Here is a 24,096-nt window from a genome sequence, read left to right on the forward strand (position 1 = left end):
CCTTATCCTTGATATTTCAAATAGAGGGTTGCCAATGGCGGAATAGAAACAGAAATAGACTGATCTCGTCCATGGCTTGAGATTGCCTCACTTTCCACTGCACCGCAGTTGCCAAGATTTGAACCTTCGTAAAAGGATGAATCCGTATTTAAAATTTCGTGATATTGACCGGCAACATTCACGCCAATGCGATAATCATGACGTGGCACCGGCGTAAAGTTACTGATCACAATGATACGCTCGCCTTTGCTGCTACGTCGTTCAAAGGCAAATACGGAGTTTTGCGCATCATCCACAACCAACCAATCGAAGCCTTGCGGATCCGAATCCAGTTCAAAGAGCGGTGCATTTTCGCGATAAATTTTATTGAGGTCTTTCACCAACTGTTGCATACCGATGTGCCATCTTCCGCCGATGGATTCATCCAATAAGAACCAATCGAGACTTTCGCGGTAATTCCATTCACGGCCTTGGGCAAATTCATTTCCCATGAACAATAATTTTTTACCCGGATAGCCCCACATATAACCGTAATAAGCACGTAAGTTCGCGAATTTTTGCCACGCATCGCCCGGCATTTTACCGATTAAGGAACATTTGCCATGCACCACTTCGTCATGAGAAAGTGGTAATACAAAGTTTTCGCTGTATTGATACACCATGCCGAAAGTCATTTGGTTGTGGTGATACTGTCGATAGACCGGATCTTTTTCCATGTAAGAAAGGGTGTCATTCATCCAGCCCATATTCCATTTGAAATTAAAGCCTAAACCACCGTTTTCTGTCGGGTGTGTTACTCCGGCAAAAGAGGTTGATTCTTCTGCAATGGACACCGCCCCTTGCATTTCACTATGAATTTTCCAGTTGGTGTGTTTTAAGAATTCAATGGCTTCTAAATTTTCCCGTCCGCCGTATTGGTTTGGAATCCATTCTCCTTCGGCACGGCTGTAATCACGATAAATCATGGAGGCCACCGCATCAACACGAATACCGTCAATTCCGAAGCGTTCAATCCAATACAAGGCGTTACTGGATAAGAAGTTTTTCACTTCGTTGCGACCATAGTTGTAAATGAGCGTGTTCCAGTCTTGATGGAATCCTTCGCGCGGATCGGCGTGTTCATATAATGCCGTGCCGTCAAAAGCCACTAAACCATGGGTATCGCTTGGGAAATGACCCGGTACCCAGTCCAAAATCACGTTGATGCCGGCTTCATGGGCGCGTTTAACTAAACGTTTAAACCCTTCCGGTGTACCAAAACGGCTGGTTGGAGAATACAGACCTAGCGGTTGATAGCCCCAAGACCCATCAAATGGGAATTCGGAAAGCGGTAAAAACTCAATGTGCGTAAAGCCCATTTCTTTTACATACGGAATTAACTCGTCACCGATTTGGTCGTAATCCAACCAAAAATTATTTTCTAAATTGCGGCGCCAAGAACCCAAATGCACTTCATAAATGGAAATTGGTTGATCCCATTGGTTGGCTTTGCGGCGGGCTTCTGTCATTGGTGCGATGTCCGGTAACGCACTAATTTGTGACGCTGTATCAGGACGTAACTGTGAACTGAATGCGTAAGGGTCGGCTTTTAAGCGTAAATTGCCGTGGCAATCAATTAATTCGAATTTATACAACTGCCCTAATGTGACTTTCGGTAGGAATAATTCCCATACACCGCTTGCCGGATGTAAGCGCATCGGATGGCGGCGACCGTCCCAATAGTTGAAATCCCCCACCACAGAAACCCGTTTCGCATTCGGTGCCCACAAACGGAAGTTCACGCCGGAAACGCCATCACATTCGATAAAATGCGCACCTAACACTTCATACGGACGCAAGAATGAGCCTTCAGCCAAAAGCCATTCATCCAAATCATTCATCATCAAATGATAACGGTAGGGGTCTTCAAGGATTTGCGATTCCTTGCCCCAATACACTTGTAATTGATAGGCAAAGAAATCACGGGTTTTCGGCACAACACCGGCAAAAAAACCTCGATCATCTAAACAATCCAATTCACAGACGGTGTCTTGATTTTCTTTATCAATGACGCTAACACGGCAAGCATCCGGCAATAAAGCACGAATTTCAATGCCGTTATCGGTTTCGTGCATACCCAATACGGAAAAAGGATCAGAATGTGTTCCATCAAAGAATTGATTAATCACGGATTGCGCTACTAGTTGAGTCATAATAAATCCTCGCTAAGCTCTGCGGGCTTAATAAATGAAGAGAAAAGGAACGCGATTTGCATATCGCTCAACGCCAATAAACAGGGCAACTTGGATGGTAAAAGCGCGTGTTGGTGAATCGGAAAGGTTTCTCTTTGACGAGAAGCTGAAAGGTTTAAGCGATGATGAACGAATGATAATATGAATAAAACAAGAGAGAGACGCGTGAAAGCCTCATAAAATACTGCGTTTATCCGATGATGTGGCGGTTGCAAAAGTGCGGTGAAATCATGCCGTGTTTCCGGAGGGGCATAAATCAAACGCGCGTCTATCAGTAAATGCGCTAAATGAGAAGAAGAAACACCGATTGCTTCGGCAATTTGTGCTGGAGAATTGAAAACTTGCATACGCACCTACAACTAAAATACAGCCTAAAACTAACGCTTTATGAGTATTCTAGAAGAGGCAGAAAGAATTACAACGCTTTTAATTGAAATTAGTGATCTCCGTCAAAAAATCACGTGACATCAATGACATCTTATTAAAACAAAACCGTTAAAACAAAAGCGAGATCCTTCGCTCTCGCTTTCTCATTTTATATCGTTTCGCTGTTAAAAACTGGAAGTATCTTGGAATAAACCGACTTTCAAATCTGTTGCGGTGTAGATAACACGACCGTCCACCTCTACTTCGCCGTCTGCCATGCCCATCACTAATTTGCGGTTGATGACACGTTTCATATTAATGCGATAAACCACTTTTTTGGCGGTTGGCAGAATCTGACCGGTGAATTTCACTTCGCCGACACCTAACGCACGACCTTTGCCTTTGCCACCAACCCAGCCAAGGAAGAAGCCGACTAATTGCCACATGGCATCTAAGCCCAAGCAGCCTGGCATGACCGGATCGCCAATAAAATGGCAAGCAAAAAATGGCAAATCAGGGTGAATATCGAGTTCAGCTTCGATGTAACCTTTACCAAATGTACCACCATCTTCTGTCATTTTCACAATACGATCCATCATTAGCATGGTTGGCGCAGGAAGTTGCGGCCCTTCTTTACCAAACAGTTCTCCACGTCCGGAGGCTAATAAATCTTCGTAAGAATAACTGTCTTTAATGTTTGGTGTACAAGTGTTCATTATTAAAATCCTATAAAAAGTCAATGTGTTGTTAAAATACAAACGTTGCACGGATTCTAACAAAGCCTCACTGCATTTAGAATAGCTAACACTTGTACGCCTAACTTGTCCGATCAGTTAATTTTTAATGGCAATTTTGAATTAATGGCTTTTGCGGGAAAACAACAAATCCCAAAAACCCTCTCGATGTGACTGCCGATCGGCATATTGATTAATGCGTTGGTTAATTAAGCGTGCTAATGGTAACGTCTCTGCCGTATAGTTTTTATCCTCCTGCTCGACTAAGTCACGTTGTAACAAAATTTCACAGGCCTGATCCACGGCGTCTACAGGATAAATAAAAAATGCCTGATTTTTCACCGCACTAATCACGGCTTCAGATAAACTCAGTTGATTCACTACGGCACTCGGAATAATCACACCCTGTTTACCGGTCAGTCCACGACGCTGACAAATGGTAAAAAAGCCTTCAATTTTTTCATTTACGCCCCCAACAGAATGCACCAAGCCAAACTGATCGATCGCTCCCGTGATAGCAATAGATTGTGGTAACGGCAAATCGGACAAGGCACTGACCAACACACAAAAGCCGGCTAAAGAAGCGCTATCACCATCAATTTCGCCGTAAGATTGTTCAAAAACCAAGGAAGCAGAAAACGGCAACTGAGAAGGCAATTCTAAAATATTCGCCAAACAGGCTTCTGCAATTAAAATGCCTTTGCTGTGAATATTCCCCGCCAATTCGGTTTTGCGCTCCACGTCTACGACTTCACCATCACCATATTGCACAATACAACTAATACGGGAAGGTTCGCCAAAAACTAATGGCGTCCCCGGATATTCAATGACGGACAAACCATTAATCTGCCCCACCATTTCGCCTTCAGTCGCCACATAAATTTGTTCCTGCAAAATGCTATCGTAAGTTTGTTCACGCAAAAAGCCAAATTGCTCGGTTTTATGTAAAAAATAACGCTCAAAATCCACCGCACTTAAGGAGGTGGACTTGGTTAAAAGTGCCGTCTCCGTCAAGATATTTTTTAACATCAACGGCGAGATATTAATCAAGTCGCGGTTTTCACTATCACGTACCAATAATTGATACAGTTTATTAAAGCCGCTCAAATCCAACATGGGTAATTGATGTTGTTGCGCAACAGCTTGAACATAACCCATCCATTGTTGCTGTTGTTCCGCATTGGCAACACGGCAATAACTCTCGATTTCCGCATAATCCGCCAAGTGATAAAGCTCTTCTTCCAACTCTTCCAATGTCGCCAATTCTGTACGATTGCCTAAGACAATGACTTTTAACTTCAACGGATAACTCGGAATATCGCAAGGCAAGGTTTTAAATGGATGCGCGGAATACCAGTTAAATACGCCGGTGGTGAGAATATGTTTGAGCCGTTGCCATAAATCAAATTGCGCCAATAATGCGCTGGCAGTGACAATTAAAACACCGCCATTCACCTGATGAACCAAACCTGGATTCAGCTGAATATCATGCGAGGTCGCGTGAATTTTCACGGAGCCAAATAACTGAAACTGATCGAAATACAAAGCCGTTGCAACACTTTTTTGCGCAGCAAAATTGTCGTTATAAGACTGCACCGGTTCAGCTGAAATACGAGGAAAAGAAAAAGAATCCCCTTGTTCAATCACATATTGCACGCCATATAACTCCGGCTCGGGCTTTTCTGATTGAATCAATTGTTCCAATAACGGCGCATATTCTGCCTGATCATCCGCTTTAAGCACCAATAAAGTGCGGTGGGAATTTTTAATGAAATAACGAATCGCTTTTTCTGCGCGGGGTTGTAATGCGAAAAAATCTTGAGAATGTGAAGGGATTTCCGTCACGCTCAATGTCGGACGAAGTCCCTGCCAAGGTAAAGTATTATAAGATGAAGACACGACGACTCTCTAAGTTAAAGGTTGTTTGGCAAACATTATCGCATATTTATGCGTATCGAGGAAAATTTGCTGGAAAATCCGTCACAAAAAGCGTATAGTTACGCAGTTACCACGTCACTAAAATCATGTAGAAAAATGAAATATCAAAAGTTAGAAAATCAAGAAGCGCATTGGAAATGGGTCTATTTAACCAAAAAGGCTCGTGAAGGGGAAAATATCACCCGTTACACGGAAAAAAGTTTACAAGAAGACATCGTAAAACAACTCATCGGCTGCCAAAACTATCCGCAAAAAATTGAAGAATGGATAAAAACCCATTTAGCGCCAGAATTGATGACAAAACTCGATCAAGCCATCCGCGCCAGAAGAAAGCGTTTTTTTAATGCTGAAAAACAATCTACCAAGAAAAAATCCATTGATTTGGAATATGCCGTTTGGCTACGTTTATCCAAATATTCTCGAAAAATGAAAATGACACTCTCGGAAACCATCATGTATATGATTGATGAGCGTGAGAAAAAAGCATTATACGAAAGCCAAATGTCCGCCATGAAAGCTGGATTAAAAGATTTATTAAAATAAATAGGCAATTTATGGTGCAAATTCACTTCATTTATGATCTAAACAAATCATAAATTGACAACAAATAAATGTAAATATATACAATATCTTTAAAAGGGGAGAATTTTAATAGGATTGTAAGTTATTGATTTTTCATTATTTAAATAACAAAAAAGCCGCTTTGAAAAGCGGCTTGTAATTCTTCAGAAACTTATCATTGGTGCCTAGGGTCGGACTCGAACCGACACGTTTATTCAACGGCGGATTTTGAATCCGCTGCGTCTACCAATTTCGCCACCCAGGCAACACTGATAAATTTTCTTGTTGAGAACGGATGCCGATTATAAGGATTTATCTCGTTGTTGCAAGCAAAAAATTCCTTAATGTATTTAATTGCTTAAATTTTAACTTTATCGATACTCCCAAGGCTACTTTTTCTCATCTTTCATTGCATGCTCAGCCATGATTTCAGCCTCCTGTTACGATGAGAGTTATTGCCAGTGCCATGAAAGATTGGAAACAAGACGGCAGTAATCGCATTTAAAATATAAGAAGTCAAACAGTGGTTGCTCCAGCGTCCACGGCCGTTTGCATAAGGGGCAATGGGAGTCTAACTCAGCTTCTCGGCTTTCTCCGCCGATTCGATACAAATAATAGTATGTAGGAATGCCACTTTGGCGAGTAATTTCTTGAGCGAGGTAATAGCCATGTTTGAACAATGGAGTTTGCGTATTGCTAATTTGCGCCAAGGCCTCTTGTTCTAACACCGAACCATTCATTTGCAACTGATCACACGCCTGCCAATTTTCTTGCCACTTGATCATATCCATTGCCAAGTGCGGTATGTTTTTTAGCTGTTTATATAACGGAATCGGTTGCAACGTATCACCGCTATGTAAAGGGGAACAAGACTGCAAATAGGTCGTATAGAGTAATTGCCAAGAAGGCGTTTCTGTTGCGGTCATGTCGGAATTAAGATCTTCCGCAACGATTTGAAAACTCTCGAAAAATACACCGCACTTTTCTGCTTCTACAAGGGCTTGTGTGACCGGCTGATTGTTAAATTCCACTAATAATGAAGTTTGCTCAGGACAAGCCACACGCACTGCCAAGCCTTGTTGATTTTCCTGCTCGGCAAGAAATTGTGGAATTTCACGTCCAATAATCTGTCCGTTATAACGCCATTGTTCAATTACTTGATTAACGCAATGGGCTTGTTTTTCCAATGAAAAATCACTCGGCTGGAGAGAAAAGAAGGCTTCAATTAAATACATAATGGATCACGTTAATATAAAAAGTGAAATTCTACACGAAATTTGTGTAACTGGCGCAAAAGCATGAAATCTTCTACAATGACGCGCTTATTTTATGAGGTGTTTTATGCATCAACAAACTCGATTACATTTACAACATTTACAGCATACGATGACACGTTTGGCATTATGGCAAAGTATGCCGCCAAACGCAGAGGCTTTTTTAAGCGAACAACCTTTTGCACTGGATACAATGCAGCCAACAGAATGGCTGCAATGGATTTTTATTCCACGTATGTACGCCCTATTGGAAAGTCAGGCGCCCTTGCCAAGCCAAATTGCGATTAGCCCTTATTTAGAAGAGGCATTGAAAGAAGAAGATTATTTGGCGGAATTATTAATCCCGATCATAGAAATTGAAAAGCTGCTGCAACAACCATGTTAGAGATTTTATATCAAGATGATGTATTGGTCGCCGTCAATAAACCGGCAGGCATGCTGGTACATCGCAGCTGGCTTGATCGCCATGAGACCCAATTTGTGATGCAAACTTTGCGCGATCAAATCGGGCAGCGCGTTTATCCGATTCATCGCTTAGATCGTCCAACATCCGGCGTTCTGCTGTTTTCCTTAAACAGTGAAATAGCGCATATGTTATGCCAACAGTTTGAGCAAAAACAAATAGAAAAGCAGTATCTCGCGGTAGTGAGAGGATATGTGACAGGGCATGGCGAAATTGATTATCCGCTCAAGGTTCAGTTAGATAAAATTGCCAATAAATTCTCCCAACCGGATAAAGCACCACAAAGTGCGATCACTTTTTACGAAGGATTGCAGACCGTGGAAATGCCTTACGGTGTAGGGCGTTATGCCACTTCCCGTTATTCTCTTGTGCGTTTAATTCCGCAAACCGGACGTAAGCATCAGTTGCGTCGTCACATGAAACATATTTTTCACCCCATTTTAGGGGATACACAATATGGCGATTTGCATCAAAATCGTGCATTAATGGAACACACCGGCTGCGCCCGTTTACTGTTACACGCAGAAAAATTAACCTTTGTTCATCCATTGACTCAACGTCCGATGACAATTCAAGCTGGACTGGATGCGCAATGGCAAAATCTCATGCAGACTTTTCAGTGGTAAAAACATTGCGAAAAATCACCGCACTTTTAAATGAAAGGAAAGACAAAAATGCTAGACAACGATTTGCTAAATCTCACTCATGAACAGCAACAACGTGCCGTTGAAAAAATTCAAGAACTCATGGCGCAAGGCATTGGCAGCGGAGAAGCTATTGCCTTAGTGGCAAAACAATTACGGGAACAGAATAAAAATACACAAAATCACAAATAATTCGCCGCCAAAGAAGAAAAACTGAAGGTTTTTGCACATTATTTTTATGAATTTTTGTGATCTCTGTTTGATTTTGAAACTTTTCTTATTGCATACACAGTAAATTTATTTAAAGATGATCACCAGCAAATTAAGGTGATAGGGCTGTGTGTCTTATTGAAGTAAATGTGGTTCGAGAAGAACTAAAACCATAAGAGGTGTAAATTATGGAAGTTGGTGTTGTTAAATGGTTTAATAATGCAAAAGGATTTGGCTTTATTTCTGCAGAAGGCAGTGATACCGATATTTTTGCACACTATTCTGTTATTGAAATGGAAGGCTACCGCTCTCTAAAAGCAGGTCAAAAAGTACAATTTGAAGTCATTCACGGCGACAAAGGTTCCCACGCTACAAAAATTATCCCGATAGCAGAATAATAATTCATTCTCCCAAATAGAATCTATTTAATCTAAAGGCTAAGTTTAATACAGAACTTGGCCTTTTGATTAAGGACTCCCCTGCTCTACACTACAACAACGGTGATATATTCATTAAAATTTAATGGCAAAAAATACATCAAGGAAATCAGAGGCTATCGGTTAAATCTTATGTTATGTAGAAAATTAAAATACAACGCCATTATCCCTATTATCCATCAATAAATCGCACAACAATATCACACTCATCATACGGTACTCAGCGCATCTTAAAGTGCGGTCAACTTTTAAAGTTTTGAGCCGATAATCAAAAGCAGTATGACATCTTTAGGATTGCGGAAGAAAGCAATAACACCAAGGATGACAAGGTACGAAAATGTGCCGAAAAACACCACCTGAATCAATGTCGCTGAACCAAACAACATAAACAACAAACCGATTTCATACGGTAACAGTGCAATCACCCAACCAATCCAATGGATATCTGTTTCTTTCTCCATAAAGATCTCCTCATGGCAAATAATCTCACGTTCACATTCAAGATTAAATTCAACACTAACCTTGAACTCAAGCAAAACGATTTTAAAATGTTTAAACACAACTGACAACGCAAGACTTAGAAAATGTAATATCCCTCGTAGCGTGCAACTTGTTGCACGAAAACATGGCTCACAGAACGCGAGAAAGTGGCGCCAATCCATTTATACGCCGAAATGATAGGCGTATTTCAACACAAAGCCGCACGAAGGCGGCTGGCGACAAAACTAAGAATAAATTCGGCATTGATTCTAAGGTTTAAACACACAGCCGCGCGAAGGCGGCTGGTTAACGCCTTTAGCCTTGTTTGGGGGGCGATCAAAAAAGTTTCAACACACAGCCGCGCGAAGGCGGCTGGATTAAACTTTTTAATAAAGAAGTGTTGACAATTAGTTTCAACACACAGCCGCGCGAAGGCGGCTGGATCAAGCAGCAAAAAACAAAAGCTGAAATAGCGAAGTTTCAACACACAGCCGCGCGAAGGCGGCTGGAAAGGCAATCGCCATTACTTGTAAACGTTCTTTAGTTTCAACACACAGCCGCTCGAAGGCGGCTGCTGCCGTGTTGTGATTTTGTGATCCTTGGGTATAGTGTTTCAACACACAGCCGCTCGAAGGCGGCTGCAATTAGGCTATGGTTACGCTATCTGTTATGGTGCTGTTTCAACACACAGCCGCTCGAAGGCGGCTGCCCGTTGCCAAGAAGTGATCGACCGTTGCTGGCAGTTTCAACACACAGCCGCTCGAAGGCGGCTGCCACTTTCGGCATAGAGCCGCCCAAGGGTCAACAAAAGTTTCAACACACAGCCGCTCGAAGGCGGCTGCTTTCTACTGTAGTTCCTTTGTTACCTGATCTGTTGTTTCAACACACAGCCGCTCGAAGGCGGCTGCATGCGTTCTGCCTCATCTTGGTCGTAAATACCTGTGTTTCAACACACAGCCGCTCGAAGGCGGCTGCCGTTAAACATCTGTATGCCTTCCTCGAGGGCTAAAATGTTTCAACACACAGCCGCTCGAAGGCGGCTGCCGCAACAGTAACACTTGGCGCCAATACCGCCGCTGTGTTTCAACACACAGCCGCTCGAAGGCGGCTGCAATGTTTTTGGGTTTAACTAGTCAATAAAAACTAGTTTCAACACACAGCCGCTCGAAGGCGGCTGCCCAGAAAGCAAGGTGAGTATTTGTAACTTATCTCAGTTTCAACACACAGCCGCTCGAAGGCGGCTGCCGTTAAGAGTTTTGAGATTTTTGTGGGAAAATCGGTGTTTCAACACACAGCCGCTCGAAGGCGGCTGCACGACGGTATAATTTCCTCAGGTGTAACATTAATAGTTTCAACACACAGCCGCTCGAAGGCGGCTGCAAATCACGCTTGATTATGCGCGCAATGAAGCGCATGTTTCAACACACAGCCGCTCGAAGGCGGCTGCGAAATTTATCTTGCTCACCATGGTTCGTAAAGGGGTTTCAACACACAGCCGCTCGAAGGCGGCTGCTTGCAACAACTTGCACAGTCAACACAATTCGATCGTTTCAACACACAGCCGCTCGAAGGCGGCTGCTTTGAGGAGTTTGTTAATCGTTACTTTGGCAATATGTTTCAACACACAGCCGCTCGAAGGCGGCTGCCCGTGCAACGAGTAAATGTCGGCAAGCCTAGAGAGTTTCAACACACAGCCGCTCGAAGGCGGCTGCAAAACAGGACTCAATCGCTACGCCAGCAAAATGGTTTCAACACACAGCCGCTCGAAGGCGGCTGCCCTCAAAGGCACGCAAGGTTTGGTGATTATCGATGGTTTCAACACACAGCCGCTCGAAGGCGGCTGCGCAATAAAAGGTGGGGTGTATATAGTATTGAAAGGTTTCAACACACAGCCGCTCGAAGGCGGCTGCAGCAGGGATTGTGAGTGTAAAAACGCCACTTAATGTTTCAACACACAGCCGCTCGAAGGCGGCTGCTTCAAAAATATTAAAATTAAATGTTGACAAGCTAGTTTCAACACACAGCCGCTCGAAGGCGGCTGCATGATTTGTTCGTTAGTTAATGACATAACAATCAGTTTCAACACACAGCCGCTCGAAGGCGGCTGCCGTTGATGGCAATCCTAGTAGATGGGGTAAAACTGTTTCAACACACAGCCGCTCGAAGGCGGCTGCCAAACGTGTTTAAAGCGTAAGGCGTAACATCAAAGTTTCAACACACAGCCGCTCGAAGGCGGCTGCCCCCCTACCTAAAAAAGCAAGAAAAATCAGCGGATTAAACATTGCATTTCGCTAACTGATTTTATGATAAGGAGTTTGGTAAGTATAACGGCCACATTGTCGTTATACAAATAGATTAATTCATCCAAATTGTTAAAGAAAATAAAGATCGCTATCCCATCAGGGTTTTAATGAGAACAACAGGTTAGCGAACTAAATGACAAGCACATCTTTAAATACATCTACTGCCGGTTTTGCCCCATGATGCTCCACTTTATTACGCCACTTACTGCCTAAATGGTAAAAACGCAGGCTGTCGCACGTGGGGTCGTAGGTTTCCAACAGTTTGTTTTTCAACATAACCCACTGGTCAGGCGTGACATCGCATTCAAAGACCGAATATTGCGCCCGTACGCCGTAATCTAAGCAATGTTTTGCAATACGGCGTAATCGCGCTTGCCCGTTTGGATCATCAAAAGAAATATCATAAGTAATCAGCATTAACATAGCTTATCTCATCAAAAACGGCGGGTATTCCGCCAAATCCCCGCGCAAGTGCCGCGCCAACAGCATCGCCTGAATATGCGGCAGTAGCCCAATTTCCACTTCTTCGCCCAAAAACGGATGCACAATTTTCTCCTGCTTTTTCGCCTGCAAGGCTTGGAACAAGAGCTTACGTGCATCGGCTTTTAAGCTTACCGCGCCACTCGCCTCGGTAACAAAATCCTGCGGTTTTATTTGCCCTCGGTTAATCAGCGACAACACCAGCCTGTCTGCCCACCATGCGCGGAATTCTTCCAAAATATCCTGCGCCAAACTGTCGCGCCCCGGTCGGTCGGCGTGCAGAAAGCCCATCTGAGGATCCAGCCCCACGCCTTGTAGCGCGCCGCTGATGTCCTTGCCCAGAATGCTGTACACAAACGACAACAGCGCATTCACCCCGTCTCTAGGCGGACGGCGGTTGCGCCCGTCAAAAGCAAAGCCGCTTTTTTCGCTCAAAAGCTGCCCGAACACGCCGAAATAACGTGCCGCCGCATCGCCCTCAATGCCGCGTACCACGTCCAGCTCCGCCGCGCCCTTCAACTGCCGCAGCGAAATATTCAAAGAATCGACCGCACCTTGAATCGCCACATTCTCACCGTAATTACGAATCTGCCGCTGAAGCACCCGTTTACTCGCCTGAATCTTCGCCGCAATGATATTGCGTGCAATCGGCACGGGATTTTGCTCCGACACCCGATACTGCGCCCGACGCAACAGCACATTGCCACTCTGCCGCCCCTGAAGCCGTCCCAAGAAACGCCCGTTTTCAGTAAAAAACGCCAAATTCACATTATTTTCACCGCAAAACCCCAGCAAAAACGGCGACACCAGCACATTGCCAAAACAGAAAAGCCCGATGGAATGCACCGGCAACTGCGCCACCTTCTTACGCTCCTGCTCCACCACCAGCGTCTCCCGCTCCTTATGCAGATAACTGCCTTGGGTGGTGATGTAGAGCGTGTTTTGCAGTTTGCGCATGGGAAACTCCTTGGATTTTGAATGCAGTTTTTGGAGTCATCTGAAGATTATCAATTAAGCTAAATCAAGCTAATTTTAAATCCATCCTTTATCTAACAGACGATCATAAGCAATATCAATTTGTCTAGGAGTAAACACCTTTTTATGTTCGTTCCATTGGTGAATGTTTTTTATTAAATTATCTTTTTCTATAATTCCTTCTTTTTTAGCTAACCAATGAACTGTTGCCAGTAATTCCAAACCATATGATGACTCAAATCCATCAACTAATTCAGTAACTTTCTCAAAATTGGCATAACTATTGGAATGATTAGATAGAAATTGTTGTGCATCTTCTACTGCTCCTGGTACAAGTGTTAATGGTTTATTAGGCATATCACCACCATCAGCGTATCCAGAAATAAAATAACCTTCGATTGCTTTTAAAACATGTCGTAAGTTTTCAGCATAAGGGCCATAATGATGTTTAACATATTTTAAACGAAGATTTTCGCCAGATTCCTGCATAAAATACATTAACTTATGTACTTCTAATAGTGAAATATATGGATCTAATAATCCCTTTAAATAGCGACTCATCAATTCAATTAATGCCGCTCTCCCAGCAGTCATCTCTGGAATTTTTGTAGAATGTTTTATTTTGCTACTTTCAGGTGCGCCATTTGGTTCATATACAAAAATTTTTACATTCTTAATATGACCAAGTGCATTCTCAATACGTAAGCGCACTTGCTCCCAATCCAATCCACCTAAGCCAGCTCCCAACGGCGGAATTGCAATAGAATGAATATTTCTTTCTTGGATTACATTTACCAAGTCAATCAGTCCACTTTCAATGTCTTCAATACGACTTTTTCCTCGCCAGTGTCGTTTGGTAGGAAAATTAATAATCCATTTTGGTAATACAAGCTGCTCTGTTTCAAAAACAAACATTTTCCCCGGTTTGACAATTTCTTGCTTACACGCCTGCTGATACGACCTAAAATTCTCTGGATATTTATTTTTAAATTGCAACGCAATACCACGTCCCATAATACCGACGCAATTTACGGTGTTTACTAAAGCTTCGGCATCACTCTCAAAAATATCGCCCATTTTAAATTCAATCATGATAAATCTCCTGTTAGTAATACCAAGTAGGCTCTATGGTTACTTGTGGTTGATGCTGTTGTCCTTGCAGTGCATTCACAACTTGTGTGTAATGGCTTGGATGTACTCCAATATGTTCTATTAGATGCCAAGGAAATTTATTTTCTAGTAGAAATTCTGCTTGTTTTCCTTCTTTTTGTCCTTGCCAGTTACGAGCTTGAACAGCTTGCCAATCAATTTGATTTAAATCATTTACGTTATTAAAATCTTCGAAATAATAAGAACCCGCATTTGAACTAGTAAAAGCCCAACGGATAGGTGGATTTTGACTATTTGCCCATGCAATAACCCGATTAAAATCAGCCTGCAAATGAATTATGGGCTCTTGTCCTCCTTGATATGCTAATTCAGTATTTCTACGATGAATCAAATAAAGCATGACTGAACGTGGGCAAAAATAAAATGGTACACAGTCTCCGACATGTAAATCTGGATAACTATTTAATGCTTTATGTAACCGACGTTGCTTGATGTTACTTAGCCCAATCATAGATCCATTGTTTGTACGTTGACTAATAACAGCATCACTCCATAAGCACCCGTCAGCAAGAATGGAACTTAATCTATCCGCATGTACAATATGATAAATTTTAATTGACATCATATTTCCCTTTTTATATTCAATACCTCAGGTTTATTTTATCGTCTATGATTCAAAACACCAAATTTCCATTTTTCAAAATATCAAATCATTCCCCAAACAACCCCTCCGTATACCCCACACTCCTATTCCGTTTCCCCAACAACTCCGGCTGGCAAATTTCCACCAGCGAGCAGGCTTTGCAGCGTTTGCCGTAGTTGGGCGGCGGGGTTTGGCCGCTGTTTAGAAGTTCGCGCACGGCGGCAATGGTAGCGAGTGTTTGGGCGCGCAGGTCGTCTGAAAACACGACGGGGACGCGGTGGCGGGTTTGCATATACCACAGCGCGCCCTCAGAGATGGTTTGCCCCGTCATTTCTTCCAAGCACAAGCCTTGGGCGCAAAGTTGGATTTCGTCCATTGGATCGGGTTTGGGTTTGCCACGTTTGTATTCCACAGGTTTCAGACGACCTGTTTTCGTGTCCACTTCCACTAAATCCAACACACCGCTGATGCCCAGTTTCTCCGCCGACACATGCACCGTCCGCTCAAAACGCACGCCTTTGCGCGTTTCCGGCTCGCCAGAATCTACCCGCTCATGCAGCGCTCTCCCCTGCGCGGTCAAATAGTTCTCCGCCCACGCCTGCTCGTTGTGAATCAACGCGCATTGGCGCGGGCAGAAGGCGTAGTGTTGCAGGGCGGAAAGGGGAATCAGGCGCGTGTCCTGATTTTCCCCTTGGGTTTCGGTTGAAAGTGCGGTCATTTTTTCAAACGTTTTTTAAAGCAACTCTTCCACACTCACGCCATTTAAGCCGTCTGAAACCACGCTGATTTTGTAATCATCAAATCCGCTTGCCGGCGTACCTGATTCGCCGTTTACGCGTTCAACTTTTACGGCGTCAAATAATTTATGTGCAGGCTGGCTGCCGAGTGCGCTGTCGTGTTTGAAGACAATCAATTTGCGCGCTGCCATTTCGCCACGGGCGGCGGAGCGGTCGTGTTCAAACATCAGCGTCAGGGCTTGCCAGAGTTTGGCTAAGTCGTCGTCTGAAAAACCGGTTTTGGCGGCAAGGTTGGCGGAGATAAAGCCGTGTACGCGGTAAAGCGCGTAAGGGACGATGTATTTGCGCCCCATGGTGCGTTCTTTTTCCAAGTCTTTTTCGTTGGTTACCGCCATGCGGGTGATGGAAACTTCCAGCGGCACAATCGGGTCGATGGATTGGGCGAACGCCAGTTGTACCGGGCCGCGCACTTGTCCGCTGTTAACTTCGGTGGTCATCACGGCGCCGAAGGTGCGGATGTCGAAGAAGTTTTTGCACATCCAAGCGGTAATGTCGCGGGCTTTGGCTTCGTCTTTTGGCAGTTTTTTGGCTTCAGATTCAATACCAAGTGCTTCATAAGCGCGTTTGTTTTGCAGGTTTAACACGCTTTTTTCTTTGACGTATATTTCGTAACTGGCTTCGTTTTCGCTGCTGATTTCGACAAAATTACGGATTTTGCGTTTTAGGCAGACATCGGTTACCAAACCTTTGCTGGATTCGGGATCAAGGCGCGGCATATTGCCCGCATCGGGGTCGCCGTTGGGGTTGCCGTTGGTTACGTCAAAAAAGTAAACAAATTCATAGCGGTTTTGAATAGCAGACATTTTCTGGCTCCTTAGTTTTCAATAGTTTCAGCGGTTTCTTTTTTAGCAAAATAGCTTTGTTTTTGGTGGTAATAGCCGATGGCAAAGCGGCCTTGCTCGTCAATGCTCAAATGGCGCGGAAAGGTTTCGGGCAGTTTGGCAATGATTTCGCCCAAATCTTTATCCAAATTCACCGCCATGCCGGCCTTGTCTTTACGCAAGCGCGACAAATGGTGTTTTGCACCCGACAAAAGGCGCGGAAAAACCGAAAACGGCACGGCGGATGCAGAGCCGTAATAGCGGTCGGCAATGCCGGCGTTTAATTCGCCCAACGCCTGATATTGAATGCGCTCCAACACGGCAAACAGCCGCCCTAAAAGATAGGCGCGATTTGGGCTTTCATTGTTCAAACTCATAGGAACTCCTTCTTCGATAAAACCTTTTCTAAAACGCCGCTCTAATACGGCTTTCATCATTGCCACGCGCAGACCGTTCACGTCGCCATCGGCGCGGATTCGGGTAATCAGTTGCGACAGTAAACTCAAGGGATACGGTGTACCGCAAATCACGGTGCGGGTCATTTCACCAGCCAACACGGGCGAGATGTTTTCGCTTTTGCCCAGCACGGCAGTTTGCAATAAGAGTCGCCAAATAGACGGCGGCGTTTTCCATGCGCAAGGCTCAAGGGCTAAATCTTGCCAATGCTGCGCCAAATTTTCCGCCAGCTGCCCAAACGTGGTGTCCAGCCAAAATCGAACAGAAATCCGCGCGGCATTGGGGGCAAGCCCTAAGATATAAAAACGGGTATTGGGAGAGAGTTCGGGCGCAATTTCTTGCAGCGGACGACCTTTGCCGATCTGTTCCAATACGTTGAAAACTTTGGCGCTTTCTTGTTCGTCATCCGGCGGCGTGAATACATGCGCGAAGAAGCCTTCGGCAGCCTGCGCAGTTGCGTTATCATCCGCTTCCGCCCAAAAGACCGTGCTGGCGTCGCCGATGGTCAGGCAGTGATTATTTTCGCGGCGCAACAGATAGTTCAGCGCGGTGGTGTAGGCAAACGCGGATTGTTCGGATACGGGCGCATTTGCGCCTTGCTCCTTGCCAAACGAGGCAAAGGCTTCTTTGTTGAACGAAATAATCGAACCGCCGGAACTTTGCCCGCCAAACACGCCTTTAATCGCAGGATGCAGCCGCGCAATCGGGGCTGTATCGCCACTAATCAAGCACAAGCCTTCGAGTGTTTCGTCGCTTTTCAGACGACCTGCCCACAAGCTTTGCGCGGCTTCGCGTTTATGGATAAGTGCGGTTGGTTTTTCAAGAGAAAATGCGATGTTGGCATCGAGCATTTCGGCAGGCAGATTTTCGGCAGCAAAATGTGCAGGCTGCCAGTTTTGCAGAAAACGGCATAAGGCTTGTAAACCTTCGTCTTCGCTGTTTTTCAGTAAATCGTGATGGTATTGCTTGAAGGCGTCAAAAGTTTTTTCAGACGGCGTAAACGGTTTTTCTTTTGCTTCGACTTTGTTTTTATTGGCTTCCACGCCAAGCGTGTAGGCGGTTTTATCCCACAAAAAATTCGGCTTGATGCCCGACGTGCGTTTTTCAGGGCGCGGCACGCTCATCAGTTTCGGCTGCGGCTTTTTATCGGTGGTCAGATTCGGCACGGCAGTTTTCAGACGACCTTCTTTATCCAACACCAAAATCCAACCGATTTTCTCCTCGCTAAAACCATAAGGTGGCACTTTCGGATTACCCATGTCATCGGTTTCCGCTGCCAAACGGCGGTAATAGCGGGCAAGGGACGCAAGAATCATGCTTTCACCTCCTCGGCGTAAAACGGCGGCACATCAATCAAGCCGTCTTTCATTTCCGCGCGGAAAAAATGCGGCGTGTTGCCGTGATCAAAATCAATATCGTGTAGCATCCAGCCCAAATCGCGGTTTGCCTCGTTTTCCGATAATACCGACGGCGGCAGCGGCTCGCCTTCGTCAATCAACGCAAAATCGGCAGGAAACTCACGCACGCCCAAACAAGGCTGCTGAAAGCATTGCCCTTTTTTCGCACGGCGTTTGAACATCTCAATATGCTTGGTAACGGTCTCATCCGTTCCCGCTTTTACCGTCAGTACCGCATGGGCTTCAATCACATAAGCCACGTCTTTAAGCACCGTCGCCGCGCGCTGCTGGCGGTCGTCTTCAATCAGCGTATATAAATCGGCAACGCTCTTACGCTTCATCGCACCGCTGACCTTACCCGCCGAAATCTTGCCACCCAACTCATTGCGCCGCACCGACTCAAACCGAATCGGCTTCAACACATAAATCCGGTCAATCACCCACCGAATCGCCGGCTTCCAATGCACAGCCGCCAAAATCCCGCGCGCCGCCGACGGCGTGATGACATCATAAGAAACCCGCTCCACCTTCATCTCCGGACGGGTAAAACAGGCATAATCGCCCCAAATGTGTAGGCGGATTTGGTTTGCCATACAAACTCCTTAACACACAGCCGCCCGAAGGCGGCTGATTTTTACTAATAACCTATAAATTTTAGTTTCAATCCGCGCACTTTATTAAGTGCGATCCGCTTTAGACAGACTTTTTCTCAAATCTTAAAAAATCTGCCAATTTTTTTGATTCGGCAACTTCATCATACGGAATCAGTACATAATCAATTTTGCATCATTTTGAGGAGCAGATTTCTTAACCTAAATGGCATTTACAACAAAATTCCTCCGCCCAAACACTTCATCACACAAGACTTTCAAATAATGCGCTTCGTTGTCGTCAATGGTAATCCATAGCGAACCATCGTCTGAAAGCAGGCGTTTGATGATTTCCAAGCGGTCGCGCATCAGCCCCATCCAAATAGAATGCTCCACCCCATCGTCGTAATGTTCAAACGCAGAGCCAGTGTTAAAAGGTGGTTCGATAAACACGCATTTCACCTTACCCGTAAATTCCTGCTCCAACGCTTTAAGCGAAAGCAGGTTGTCGCCGAAAATCAATCGGTTATCAAACGCCGCCGATTCTGACCGCACTTTGGTATGATAGGACTTTTCCGTGTCTTCCAGCAAAATCCGCGCTTCTAACTTCGGACGTTTGTGTTTGCCTATTCAGGTGAGTTCTAGTTTTTGTTTGGTCATAACTTTACACCTTATTTATTAACCTTGGATTTTGCAGCAGCATCAAATATTTCATCATTGATGGGTGAGCGCAAACGATCGTTATTAAGCAGTTTTAACAATAAATCTATTGTTTCTTCTTCAACTACAATCTGCCCATTCTCCACCTTCAAATCCCATTTTTCTTTTTTATTGACAGCAATTAATTTTTTAAGATAATCAGGTTGTTTATAATAACCAGATTTTAATATAGAAGCCATTTTTCGTAAGTGATGTAGATTATTACCAACATACTGCTCAATCAATTCTATATTTTTAAAAGTTTCAAGATTTTTAAAATCAGCAATCACTTCGGCAGATTTTCGCTTCATCCCTTCCCGAAAATTCATTGAACTCTCAAACTGTTTTTTGCTCGCTATAAATACTGTTCTTTTATAAACAAAAAAATCATAATTTGGATAAATAACAAAAACCTCTTTATCATCAGGATCAACCAATTCTTTATTTATAAAAAACAGAATCCCTTTTGAAGCCACCTTTTTAGGCTGCGTGTCCGTATTGATTTTTTTTCCAGGCATACAATTTTTTATCATCTTTTTCAAACAAAATAACATAGGCCCATGAATTAAGTAGATCTTTATGATTATCTACTCTTGGATTATCAAAACCTTTATTTATTTCCGCCTCAACTTTTTCAAAATCTGTGATACCAGAATCAACTGTTAGCAATACATCATCACAGTCTGCATTGCTATAATCATATTTCTCAACATGAAACTTTTTCCCTTGAAGTTGATTTTTCAGGTAGCCTTTAAAGCGAGTAGGCAATTTTTTATCCATATCGACACGCCAAGCATGATACGAAGCTTCTTTGATAGTTGTTGGAGCCTTTCTTTTTATCAGCCAGAATGATACAGACCAATCGTTAAAATTTTCTGCTTGTATTTCTTTAATTTGTTTTTTAGTGTTTGTGCTCATGATTTTTCCTTATCATTCTTATAGTCAGAGTTTGAACGAATATATAGATAATGAGAAAGCCTATCCAAACAAACTGTATCACCATAGCTAATGGGTTGCTTAGTAATAACCATTGCTTGCACCTCCTTTTCCCCTCGCTTAAATGTACAATCAATCAACATATATCCAAAAATAGCCAAGATAGGATTGATAAATACTGTTTGTGTTCGATAAGCCATAGTGAACAATACAGTCAAAAATAATATAATCGCCAATATTGTTTGCCAATCAGTTAAGTCAATCCGCATAAAAGACATCATATAAGGAATTGTATATCCAAACATATCTCCTGACTTATTCGATGCCTTACTCACGACAACCATTAATCCACTTCGGACGCTTTTAACCACTTGCAACACAATGATGCTACTAATTATTGCTGCAACTAATAAGCCAATTCCGATTTCTGGAGAATTAAAATAGTTTGGACTTGTCAAATCTATTTGTTTAATTGCCATAATCACCATTAATGGAGAATATGCACTAATAAAAAGAATTAACGAGACCCATGGTCTTAATCTTAAAGATGAATCAGCCATATTTATTTTTCCTTTCAATTTGACTCATATCACACCATCTCCCACTCAATAAAAAACAATTCTTCCTCTTCAACCTTCTGTTTCAACTGTTCTTCCAGCTCTTCAATCAAACGGTTGGGGTGATAATCAGAATTTTACGTTTGCGTTCTGCCCAATGCTGCAATATTACCAAGCCCGCTTCGATGGTTTTTACTAAACCTACTTCATCTGCCAAAATCACACCTTTCGACAACGGATTTTTGCAGGCAAACAAAGCTGCATCAACTTGATGCGGGTTTAAATCGACTTGGGCATCAACCAATGTTGTTGCTAACGAGTCCATACTGCCACCCTCGGCTTGATGGGTTAAAAACCAGGAGTAGTATCGAGCTTGATGTAGTGTCTCAGTTGAGATTGGGACATGGTCTTAATTTTCTCCAAATTACTTTTTAAGCCACAGGAAGGATATGCCTTTTAAAGGTAAAAATCAAATTAATATTCTATAAATTATAAGTTAATTTAAAACACCAAACTCTCCCCCTTCAAAAACGCCGTATCCTCCCAAGAAAGCCCCGCCACCTCATCATACAAATCCAGCCCGATCAGCGTATAAAACTGTTTGCCGAAGTTTTTCTCGTTAATTGGTTTGATACGTCCTGCTTTATACAAAGCGGCGAGGGCTTTTTCGGAGATTTGGACGGTGTAGGGTTGTAGTTTGCGTAAGAGTCCGCCGATGTGGTCGGTGTGGTACAGGCTGCTGATGAGGTTTTCGGCTTCACCATCGAACGGAATAATCAGCGGCTGCATGTGGCTTTCAATCATGCGGAACTTATCGGCGATGGTTTGGAATGGGAAATCGAGGCTTTGTCCGGCGTTGCTGTGCATTTTCAGAATTTTTTTATTGTCCAGTTCGCAGCCTTTTAATTGATAAAGCTCGGCGAAGTAGGCGGCGACGGCTTGGGTGGATAAAAGGTCGTCTGAAAAGCTGTCGGCGGTCAGGCGCATAACGGCGGCTTGGGTGGCAAGTTCAGGCGGGACTTTCCATTGTTCTTCGGGCGCGAATATCCAGACAAAGCTGTTTTCAGGTAGCCTTTTGCCTTCGCGGTTACAGCGCCCTGCAGCTTGGGCAACGCTGTCTAAACCTGCTTCGGCACGCATCACCAGCGGAAAATCCACATCAACGCCGGCTTCAATTAAGGAGGTGGCGATAACGCGGCAGGGTTCGCCGTTTTTCAGACGGCCTCGGATTTCATCGAGCTTTTGGCTGCGGTGTTTGGCACACATTAAGGTGGTCAGGTGGAACGTGCCGTCAAGGTGTTTGGCTTGGTCGTACAGGCTGCGAGCGTGGCGGCGGTTATTGACGATAATGAGCATTTGCGGGTGTTCGCCAAGTTTGGCGAGCAGGTCGGCGTCGGTTTTTGTGCCGATATGGTGCACGGTGGTGCGGCGCAGTTTGTCGAAAAGTGCGGTCGGTTTTGGGGCGATTTCGCGCACGTTTTCAAAGCCGCGATAGAAGCCGTTTTCGGCTTGCATGGCTGGCTGGGTGGCGGTGCACATGACGACAGAACAATGATAATTCTGCGCCAATTCTTTGATAGCTTGCATGATGGGCAGCAACAGATTGAGCGGCAGCATTTGCGCTTCGTCGAGGATGATGACGGAGCCTGCGATGTTGTGCAGCTTGCGGCAGCGCGAGGAGCGGTCGGCAAAGAGGGATTCGAAGAATTGCACGGCGGTGGTCACGACAATCGGCGCGTCCCAGTTTTCTGAGGCAAGACGCAATTTGTCTTTGGTGGCGTCGTCTTGCAGTTCGCTGTCGTCGAAAGTGCTGTGGTGCTCCAACACGGCTTGTTCGCCCAATTCGCCAAAGGCTTTACGGAATTCGGCGGCATTTTGTTCGATGATGCTGGTGAACGGGATGACGTAAATCACGCGCCGCATACTGTGCCGTTTGGCGTGTTCCAGCGCAAATGCCATGGAAGTGAAGGTTTTACCGCCGCCAGTCGGCACGGTGAGCGTAAACAGCCCTTGAGGTTGTGCCGCTTGTTCTACGGCATGATCGAGAATTTCACTGCGCAGGCGGTTTAAGGCGGCATTGCGTTTTTCGGCTTCGGTTTGCTCTGAAGTTTGGGCGATACGTCGTCTGAAATCGTTGATAAATTGATTGAAATTGTGTTGTAAGGCGTTTAAATCGGGATAACCGCCGCGCTCGACGACGTTGTTTTCTAAGTTTGAATAAAAGGCTTCGGTGTCGAGATAATCAGCATCCACCAAGCAGGAATAAAGCATTCGAGTGAAGAAGGCGTAGGAGAAAAAAGGATGATGCGCGTCGGATTTGAGTGGCGGTGCGGACAGGGTTTGAGGGAGTTTGATTTCTTGTTGCCACAGGTTATCGAGGGCGGGAATATCTTCGCCAAATTTCAAAGCCAAACGCTGTTTTAACGTGCGGCGGTTATCACCTTCACCGTTTCCATTTGCCAGCCCTGCATGATGCCCCGCAATGCAAAACGCCATCAGCTTGCCGATAACATTTCCCCAACGCTCGACAGCAATTTTGGCTCCGGCAGTAGCATGATCAACTGATGGGTCACCATGCAATCGGTGATTAAAGGCTTCCGAATATTTCCCTAAGTCATGAAGCCGTCCCGTCTGGCAGGCAATTTCCTGAGCACCGAATACCCGAGCAAACTCCGCCGCCATTTCACCAACATTGACTGAATGGCTTTGCAAGGTTTGCCAATGTTCGTAAGGCAAGAGGTTGCCGAGTTCATCTTGCGCGGAATGGGCGTAGCGAATAACAGATTGGGACATTTTGGTTTCCTAAGGTTAAATACAATATTATTTTATTTAATAAAGTGTAGTTTATTTAAGAATTAATTTAGATTTTTTAGAAACATAACATCACACTTATTCGTGGTTAGAGCGTATCAAAAATATTACATATCATCTAACGCCGATTTTTCATTCTGAGACCCCAATCACACTTTTTCCCCCCTGAAATTTGCCCCATTT

The 24,096-nt window shown here is 44.3% G+C and carries 23 protein-coding genes, 1 tRNA gene, 2 pseudogenes and 1 CRISPR repeat array; of the genes and pseudogenes, 5 read left to right on the forward strand and 21 right to left on the reverse strand.

The genetic code is table 11. The annotated features are described in order from the left end of the window. Positions 1-2: 2 nt before the first annotated feature. The 4 genes from glgB to J5X96_RS06575 all read right to left on the reverse strand — a co-directional run bounded on the left by glgB (position 3) and on the right by J5X96_RS06575 (position 5,230). Positions 3-2,192 carry a 1,4-alpha-glucan branching protein GlgB gene (gene glgB, locus J5X96_RS06560; protein WP_209362458.1) on the reverse strand — a complete coding sequence of 730 codons (2,190 nt, stop codon included), beginning with the start codon at positions 2,190-2,192 and terminating at the stop codon, positions 3-5. Beyond that, positions 2,189-2,578 (reverse strand): hypothetical protein, encoded by a 390-nt coding sequence (locus J5X96_RS06565; protein ID WP_209362459.1) that lies wholly within the window; start codon positions 2,576-2,578, stop codon positions 2,189-2,191. The genes glgB and J5X96_RS06565 overlap by 4 nt, the downstream gene beginning before the upstream one ends. Before the next feature lie 204 nt (positions 2,579-2,782). Beyond that, a complete protein-coding gene (fabA, locus tag J5X96_RS06570) occupies positions 2,783-3,313 on the reverse strand; it encodes a bifunctional 3-hydroxydecanoyl-ACP dehydratase/trans-2-decenoyl-ACP isomerase (RefSeq protein ID WP_005700570.1) in 531 nt (176 codons plus the stop codon). Positions 3,314-3,454: 141 nt separating this feature from the next. Further along, positions 3,455-5,230, reverse strand: a complete 1,776-nt coding sequence (locus tag J5X96_RS06575) for a Lon protease family protein (RefSeq protein WP_209362461.1) — start codon at positions 5,228-5,230, stop codon at positions 3,455-3,457. A gap of 135 nt (positions 5,231-5,365) precedes the next feature. Here J5X96_RS06575 and matP point away from each other — a divergent pair, with 135 nt between their 5' ends. Then, positions 5,366-5,812: a macrodomain Ter protein MatP gene (matP, locus tag J5X96_RS06580; protein ID WP_209362463.1), complete on the forward strand. Its 447-nt coding sequence runs from the start codon at positions 5,366-5,368 to the stop codon at positions 5,810-5,812. A 197-nt stretch (positions 5,813-6,009) separates the two neighbouring features. On the opposite strand, the gene J5X96_RS06585 is transcribed toward matP, so the two are convergent. Further along, positions 6,010-6,095 (reverse strand) — tRNA-Leu (locus J5X96_RS06585). Positions 6,096-6,282: 187 nt separating this feature from the next. Continuing rightward, positions 6,283-7,065 carry a Zn-ribbon-containing protein gene (locus J5X96_RS06590; RefSeq protein ID WP_209362465.1) on the reverse strand — a complete coding sequence of 261 codons (783 nt, stop codon included), beginning with the start codon at positions 7,063-7,065 and terminating at the stop codon, positions 6,283-6,285. A 106-nt stretch (positions 7,066-7,171) separates the two neighbouring features. Between J5X96_RS06590 and J5X96_RS06595 the strand changes: the two genes are divergently transcribed. The 4 genes from J5X96_RS06595 to cspD all read left to right on the forward strand — a co-directional run bounded on the left by J5X96_RS06595 (position 7,172) and on the right by cspD (position 8,819). After that, entirely contained in the window at positions 7,172-7,489 is a 318-nt protein-coding gene (locus J5X96_RS06595; protein ID WP_209362467.1) for a YqcC family protein, read from the forward strand. Further along, positions 7,483-8,193, forward strand: coding sequence for a tRNA pseudouridine(65) synthase TruC (gene truC, locus J5X96_RS06600; protein ID WP_209362469.1), 711 nt, complete (start codon positions 7,483-7,485; stop codon positions 8,191-8,193). Before J5X96_RS06595 ends, truC begins: the two co-directional genes overlap by 7 nt. A 48-nt stretch (positions 8,194-8,241) precedes the next feature. Next, positions 8,242-8,403 carry a YoaH family protein gene (locus J5X96_RS06605; protein ID WP_033002552.1) on the forward strand — a complete coding sequence of 54 codons (162 nt, stop codon included), beginning with the start codon at positions 8,242-8,244 and terminating at the stop codon, positions 8,401-8,403. 206 nt (positions 8,404-8,609) lie between these two features. Then, positions 8,610-8,819 (forward strand): cold shock domain-containing protein CspD, encoded by a 210-nt coding sequence (gene cspD / locus J5X96_RS06610; protein ID WP_021616176.1) that lies wholly within the window; start codon positions 8,610-8,612, stop codon positions 8,817-8,819. A gap of 287 nt (positions 8,820-9,106) precedes the next feature. On the opposite strand, the gene J5X96_RS06615 is transcribed toward cspD, so the two are convergent. From J5X96_RS06615 to cas3, 15 genes and pseudogenes are all read right to left on the reverse strand, one after another. Then, positions 9,107-9,319 (reverse strand): hypothetical protein, encoded by a 213-nt coding sequence (locus tag J5X96_RS06615; RefSeq protein WP_209362471.1) that lies wholly within the window; start codon positions 9,317-9,319, stop codon positions 9,107-9,109. A gap of 224 nt (positions 9,320-9,543) precedes the next feature. After that, positions 9,544-11,578: a CRISPR direct-repeat array (repeat unit 32 nt; unit sequence GTTTCAACACACAGCCGCTCGAAGGCGGCTGC). Between the two features lie 192 nt (positions 11,579-11,770). Then, the gene (cas2, locus tag J5X96_RS06620) at positions 11,771-12,064 is read right to left on the reverse strand and encodes a CRISPR-associated endonuclease Cas2 (RefSeq protein WP_005702619.1); all 294 of its coding nucleotides are present in this window, start codon (positions 12,062-12,064) and stop codon (positions 11,771-11,773) included. 3 nt (positions 12,065-12,067) lie between these two features. Then, positions 12,068-13,078 (reverse strand): type I-C CRISPR-associated endonuclease Cas1c, encoded by a 1,011-nt coding sequence (gene cas1c / locus J5X96_RS06625; protein ID WP_209362473.1) that lies wholly within the window; start codon positions 13,076-13,078, stop codon positions 12,068-12,070. A 75-nt stretch (positions 13,079-13,153) separates the two neighbouring features. Continuing rightward, positions 13,154-14,188, reverse strand: coding sequence for a macro domain-containing protein (locus J5X96_RS06630; protein ID WP_209362475.1), 1,035 nt, complete (start codon positions 14,186-14,188; stop codon positions 13,154-13,156). Between the two features lie 13 nt (positions 14,189-14,201). After that, on the reverse strand, positions 14,202-14,828 hold the full coding sequence (locus J5X96_RS06635; protein WP_209362476.1) for a DUF4433 domain-containing protein: 627 nt from the start codon (positions 14,826-14,828) through the stop codon (positions 14,202-14,204). A gap of 88 nt (positions 14,829-14,916) precedes the next feature. Continuing rightward, positions 14,917-15,567, reverse strand: a complete 651-nt coding sequence (cas4, locus tag J5X96_RS06640) for a CRISPR-associated protein Cas4 (RefSeq protein WP_209362478.1) — start codon at positions 15,565-15,567, stop codon at positions 14,917-14,919. Positions 15,568-15,582: 15 nt separating this feature from the next. Continuing rightward, on the reverse strand, positions 15,583-16,449 hold the full coding sequence (cas7c, locus tag J5X96_RS06645) for a type I-C CRISPR-associated protein Cas7/Csd2 (RefSeq protein WP_209362480.1): 867 nt from the start codon (positions 16,447-16,449) through the stop codon (positions 15,583-15,585). A gap of 11 nt (positions 16,450-16,460) precedes the next feature. After that, positions 16,461-18,239, reverse strand: coding sequence for a type I-C CRISPR-associated protein Cas8c/Csd1 (cas8c, locus tag J5X96_RS06650; protein ID WP_209362482.1), 1,779 nt, complete (start codon positions 18,237-18,239; stop codon positions 16,461-16,463). Further along, positions 18,236-18,913, reverse strand: coding sequence for a type I-C CRISPR-associated protein Cas5c (gene cas5c / locus J5X96_RS06655; protein WP_209362484.1), 678 nt, complete (start codon positions 18,911-18,913; stop codon positions 18,236-18,238). The genes cas8c and cas5c overlap by 4 nt, the downstream gene beginning before the upstream one ends. Positions 18,914-19,135: 222 nt before the next feature. Next, a pseudogene (locus J5X96_RS06660) lies at positions 19,136-19,540 on the reverse strand (DNA methyltransferase); the annotation flags it as partial. Between the two features lie 41 nt (positions 19,541-19,581). Then, positions 19,582-20,127: a Kiwa anti-phage protein KwaB-like domain-containing protein gene (locus J5X96_RS09775; protein ID WP_245193453.1), complete on the reverse strand. Its 546-nt coding sequence runs from the start codon at positions 20,125-20,127 to the stop codon at positions 19,582-19,584. After that, positions 20,090-20,527, reverse strand: coding sequence for a hypothetical protein (locus J5X96_RS09780; protein ID WP_245193454.1), 438 nt, complete (start codon positions 20,525-20,527; stop codon positions 20,090-20,092). The genes J5X96_RS09775 and J5X96_RS09780 overlap by 38 nt, the downstream gene beginning before the upstream one ends. Further along, entirely contained in the window at positions 20,524-21,105 is a 582-nt protein-coding gene (locus J5X96_RS06670; protein WP_204100896.1) for a hypothetical protein, read from the reverse strand. Before J5X96_RS06670 ends, J5X96_RS09780 begins: the two co-directional genes overlap by 4 nt. Before the next feature lie 115 nt (positions 21,106-21,220). Then, a pseudogene (locus tag J5X96_RS06675) lies at positions 21,221-21,499 on the reverse strand (ATP-dependent helicase); the annotation flags it as partial. Positions 21,500-21,603: 104 nt separating this feature from the next. Further along, positions 21,604-23,895, reverse strand: coding sequence for a CRISPR-associated helicase Cas3' (gene cas3, locus J5X96_RS06680; protein WP_209362487.1), 2,292 nt, complete (start codon positions 23,893-23,895; stop codon positions 21,604-21,606). Between the last annotated feature and the right edge of the window lie 201 nt (positions 23,896-24,096).

The organism is Aggregatibacter sp. 2125159857, from assembly GCF_017798005.1.
Classification (GTDB): Bacteria; Pseudomonadota; Gammaproteobacteria; order Enterobacterales; family Pasteurellaceae; genus Aggregatibacter.

Coding starts and splice junctions, on each gene's coding strand:
- glgB (WP_209362458.1), bottom strand. CDS start 2,192: ATGACTCAACTAGTAGCGCAATCCGTGATTAATCAATTCTTTGATGGA.
- J5X96_RS06565 (WP_209362459.1), bottom strand. CDS start 2,578: ATGCAAGTTTTCAATTCTCCAGCACAAATTGCCGAAGCAATCGGTGTT.
- fabA (WP_005700570.1), bottom strand. CDS start 3,313: ATGAACACTTGTACACCAAACATTAAAGACAGTTATTCTTACGAAGAT.
- matP (WP_209362463.1), top strand. CDS start 5,366: ATGAAATATCAAAAGTTAGAAAATCAAGAAGCGCATTGGAAATGGGTC.
- J5X96_RS06590 (WP_209362465.1), bottom strand. CDS start 7,065: ATGTATTTAATTGAAGCCTTCTTTTCTCTCCAGCCGAGTGATTTTTCA.
- J5X96_RS06595 (WP_209362467.1), top strand. CDS start 7,172: ATGCATCAACAAACTCGATTACATTTACAACATTTACAGCATACGATG.
- truC (WP_209362469.1), top strand. CDS start 7,483: ATGTTAGAGATTTTATATCAAGATGATGTATTGGTCGCCGTCAATAAA.
- J5X96_RS06605 (WP_033002552.1), top strand. CDS start 8,242: ATGCTAGACAACGATTTGCTAAATCTCACTCATGAACAGCAACAACGT.
- cspD (WP_021616176.1), top strand. CDS start 8,610: ATGGAAGTTGGTGTTGTTAAATGGTTTAATAATGCAAAAGGATTTGGC.
- J5X96_RS06615 (WP_209362471.1), bottom strand. CDS start 9,319: ATGGAGAAAGAAACAGATATCCATTGGATTGGTTGGGTGATTGCACTG.
- cas2 (WP_005702619.1), bottom strand. CDS start 12,064: ATGTTAATGCTGATTACTTATGATATTTCTTTTGATGATCCAAACGGG.
- cas1c (WP_209362473.1), bottom strand. CDS start 13,078: ATGCGCAAACTGCAAAACACGCTCTACATCACCACCCAAGGCAGTTAT.
- J5X96_RS06630 (WP_209362475.1), bottom strand. CDS start 14,188: ATGATTGAATTTAAAATGGGCGATATTTTTGAGAGTGATGCCGAAGCT.
- J5X96_RS06635 (WP_209362476.1), bottom strand. CDS start 14,828: ATGTCAATTAAAATTTATCATATTGTACATGCGGATAGATTAAGTTCC.
- cas4 (WP_209362478.1), bottom strand. CDS start 15,567: ATGACCGCACTTTCAACCGAAACCCAAGGGGAAAATCAGGACACGCGC.
- cas7c (WP_209362480.1), bottom strand. CDS start 16,449: ATGTCTGCTATTCAAAACCGCTATGAATTTGTTTACTTTTTTGACGTA.
- cas8c (WP_209362482.1), bottom strand. CDS start 18,239: ATGATTCTTGCGTCCCTTGCCCGCTATTACCGCCGTTTGGCAGCGGAA.
- cas5c (WP_209362484.1), bottom strand. CDS start 18,913: ATGGCAAACCAAATCCGCCTACACATTTGGGGCGATTATGCCTGTTTT.
- J5X96_RS09775 (WP_245193453.1), bottom strand. CDS start 20,127: ATGCCTGGAAAAAAAATCAATACGGACACGCAGCCTAAAAAGGTGGCT.
- J5X96_RS09780 (WP_245193454.1), bottom strand. CDS start 20,527: ATGAGCACAAACACTAAAAAACAAATTAAAGAAATACAAGCAGAAAAT.
- J5X96_RS06670 (WP_204100896.1), bottom strand. CDS start 21,105: ATGGCTGATTCATCTTTAAGATTAAGACCATGGGTCTCGTTAATTCTT.
- cas3 (WP_209362487.1), bottom strand. CDS start 23,895: ATGTCCCAATCTGTTATTCGCTACGCCCATTCCGCGCAAGATGAACTC.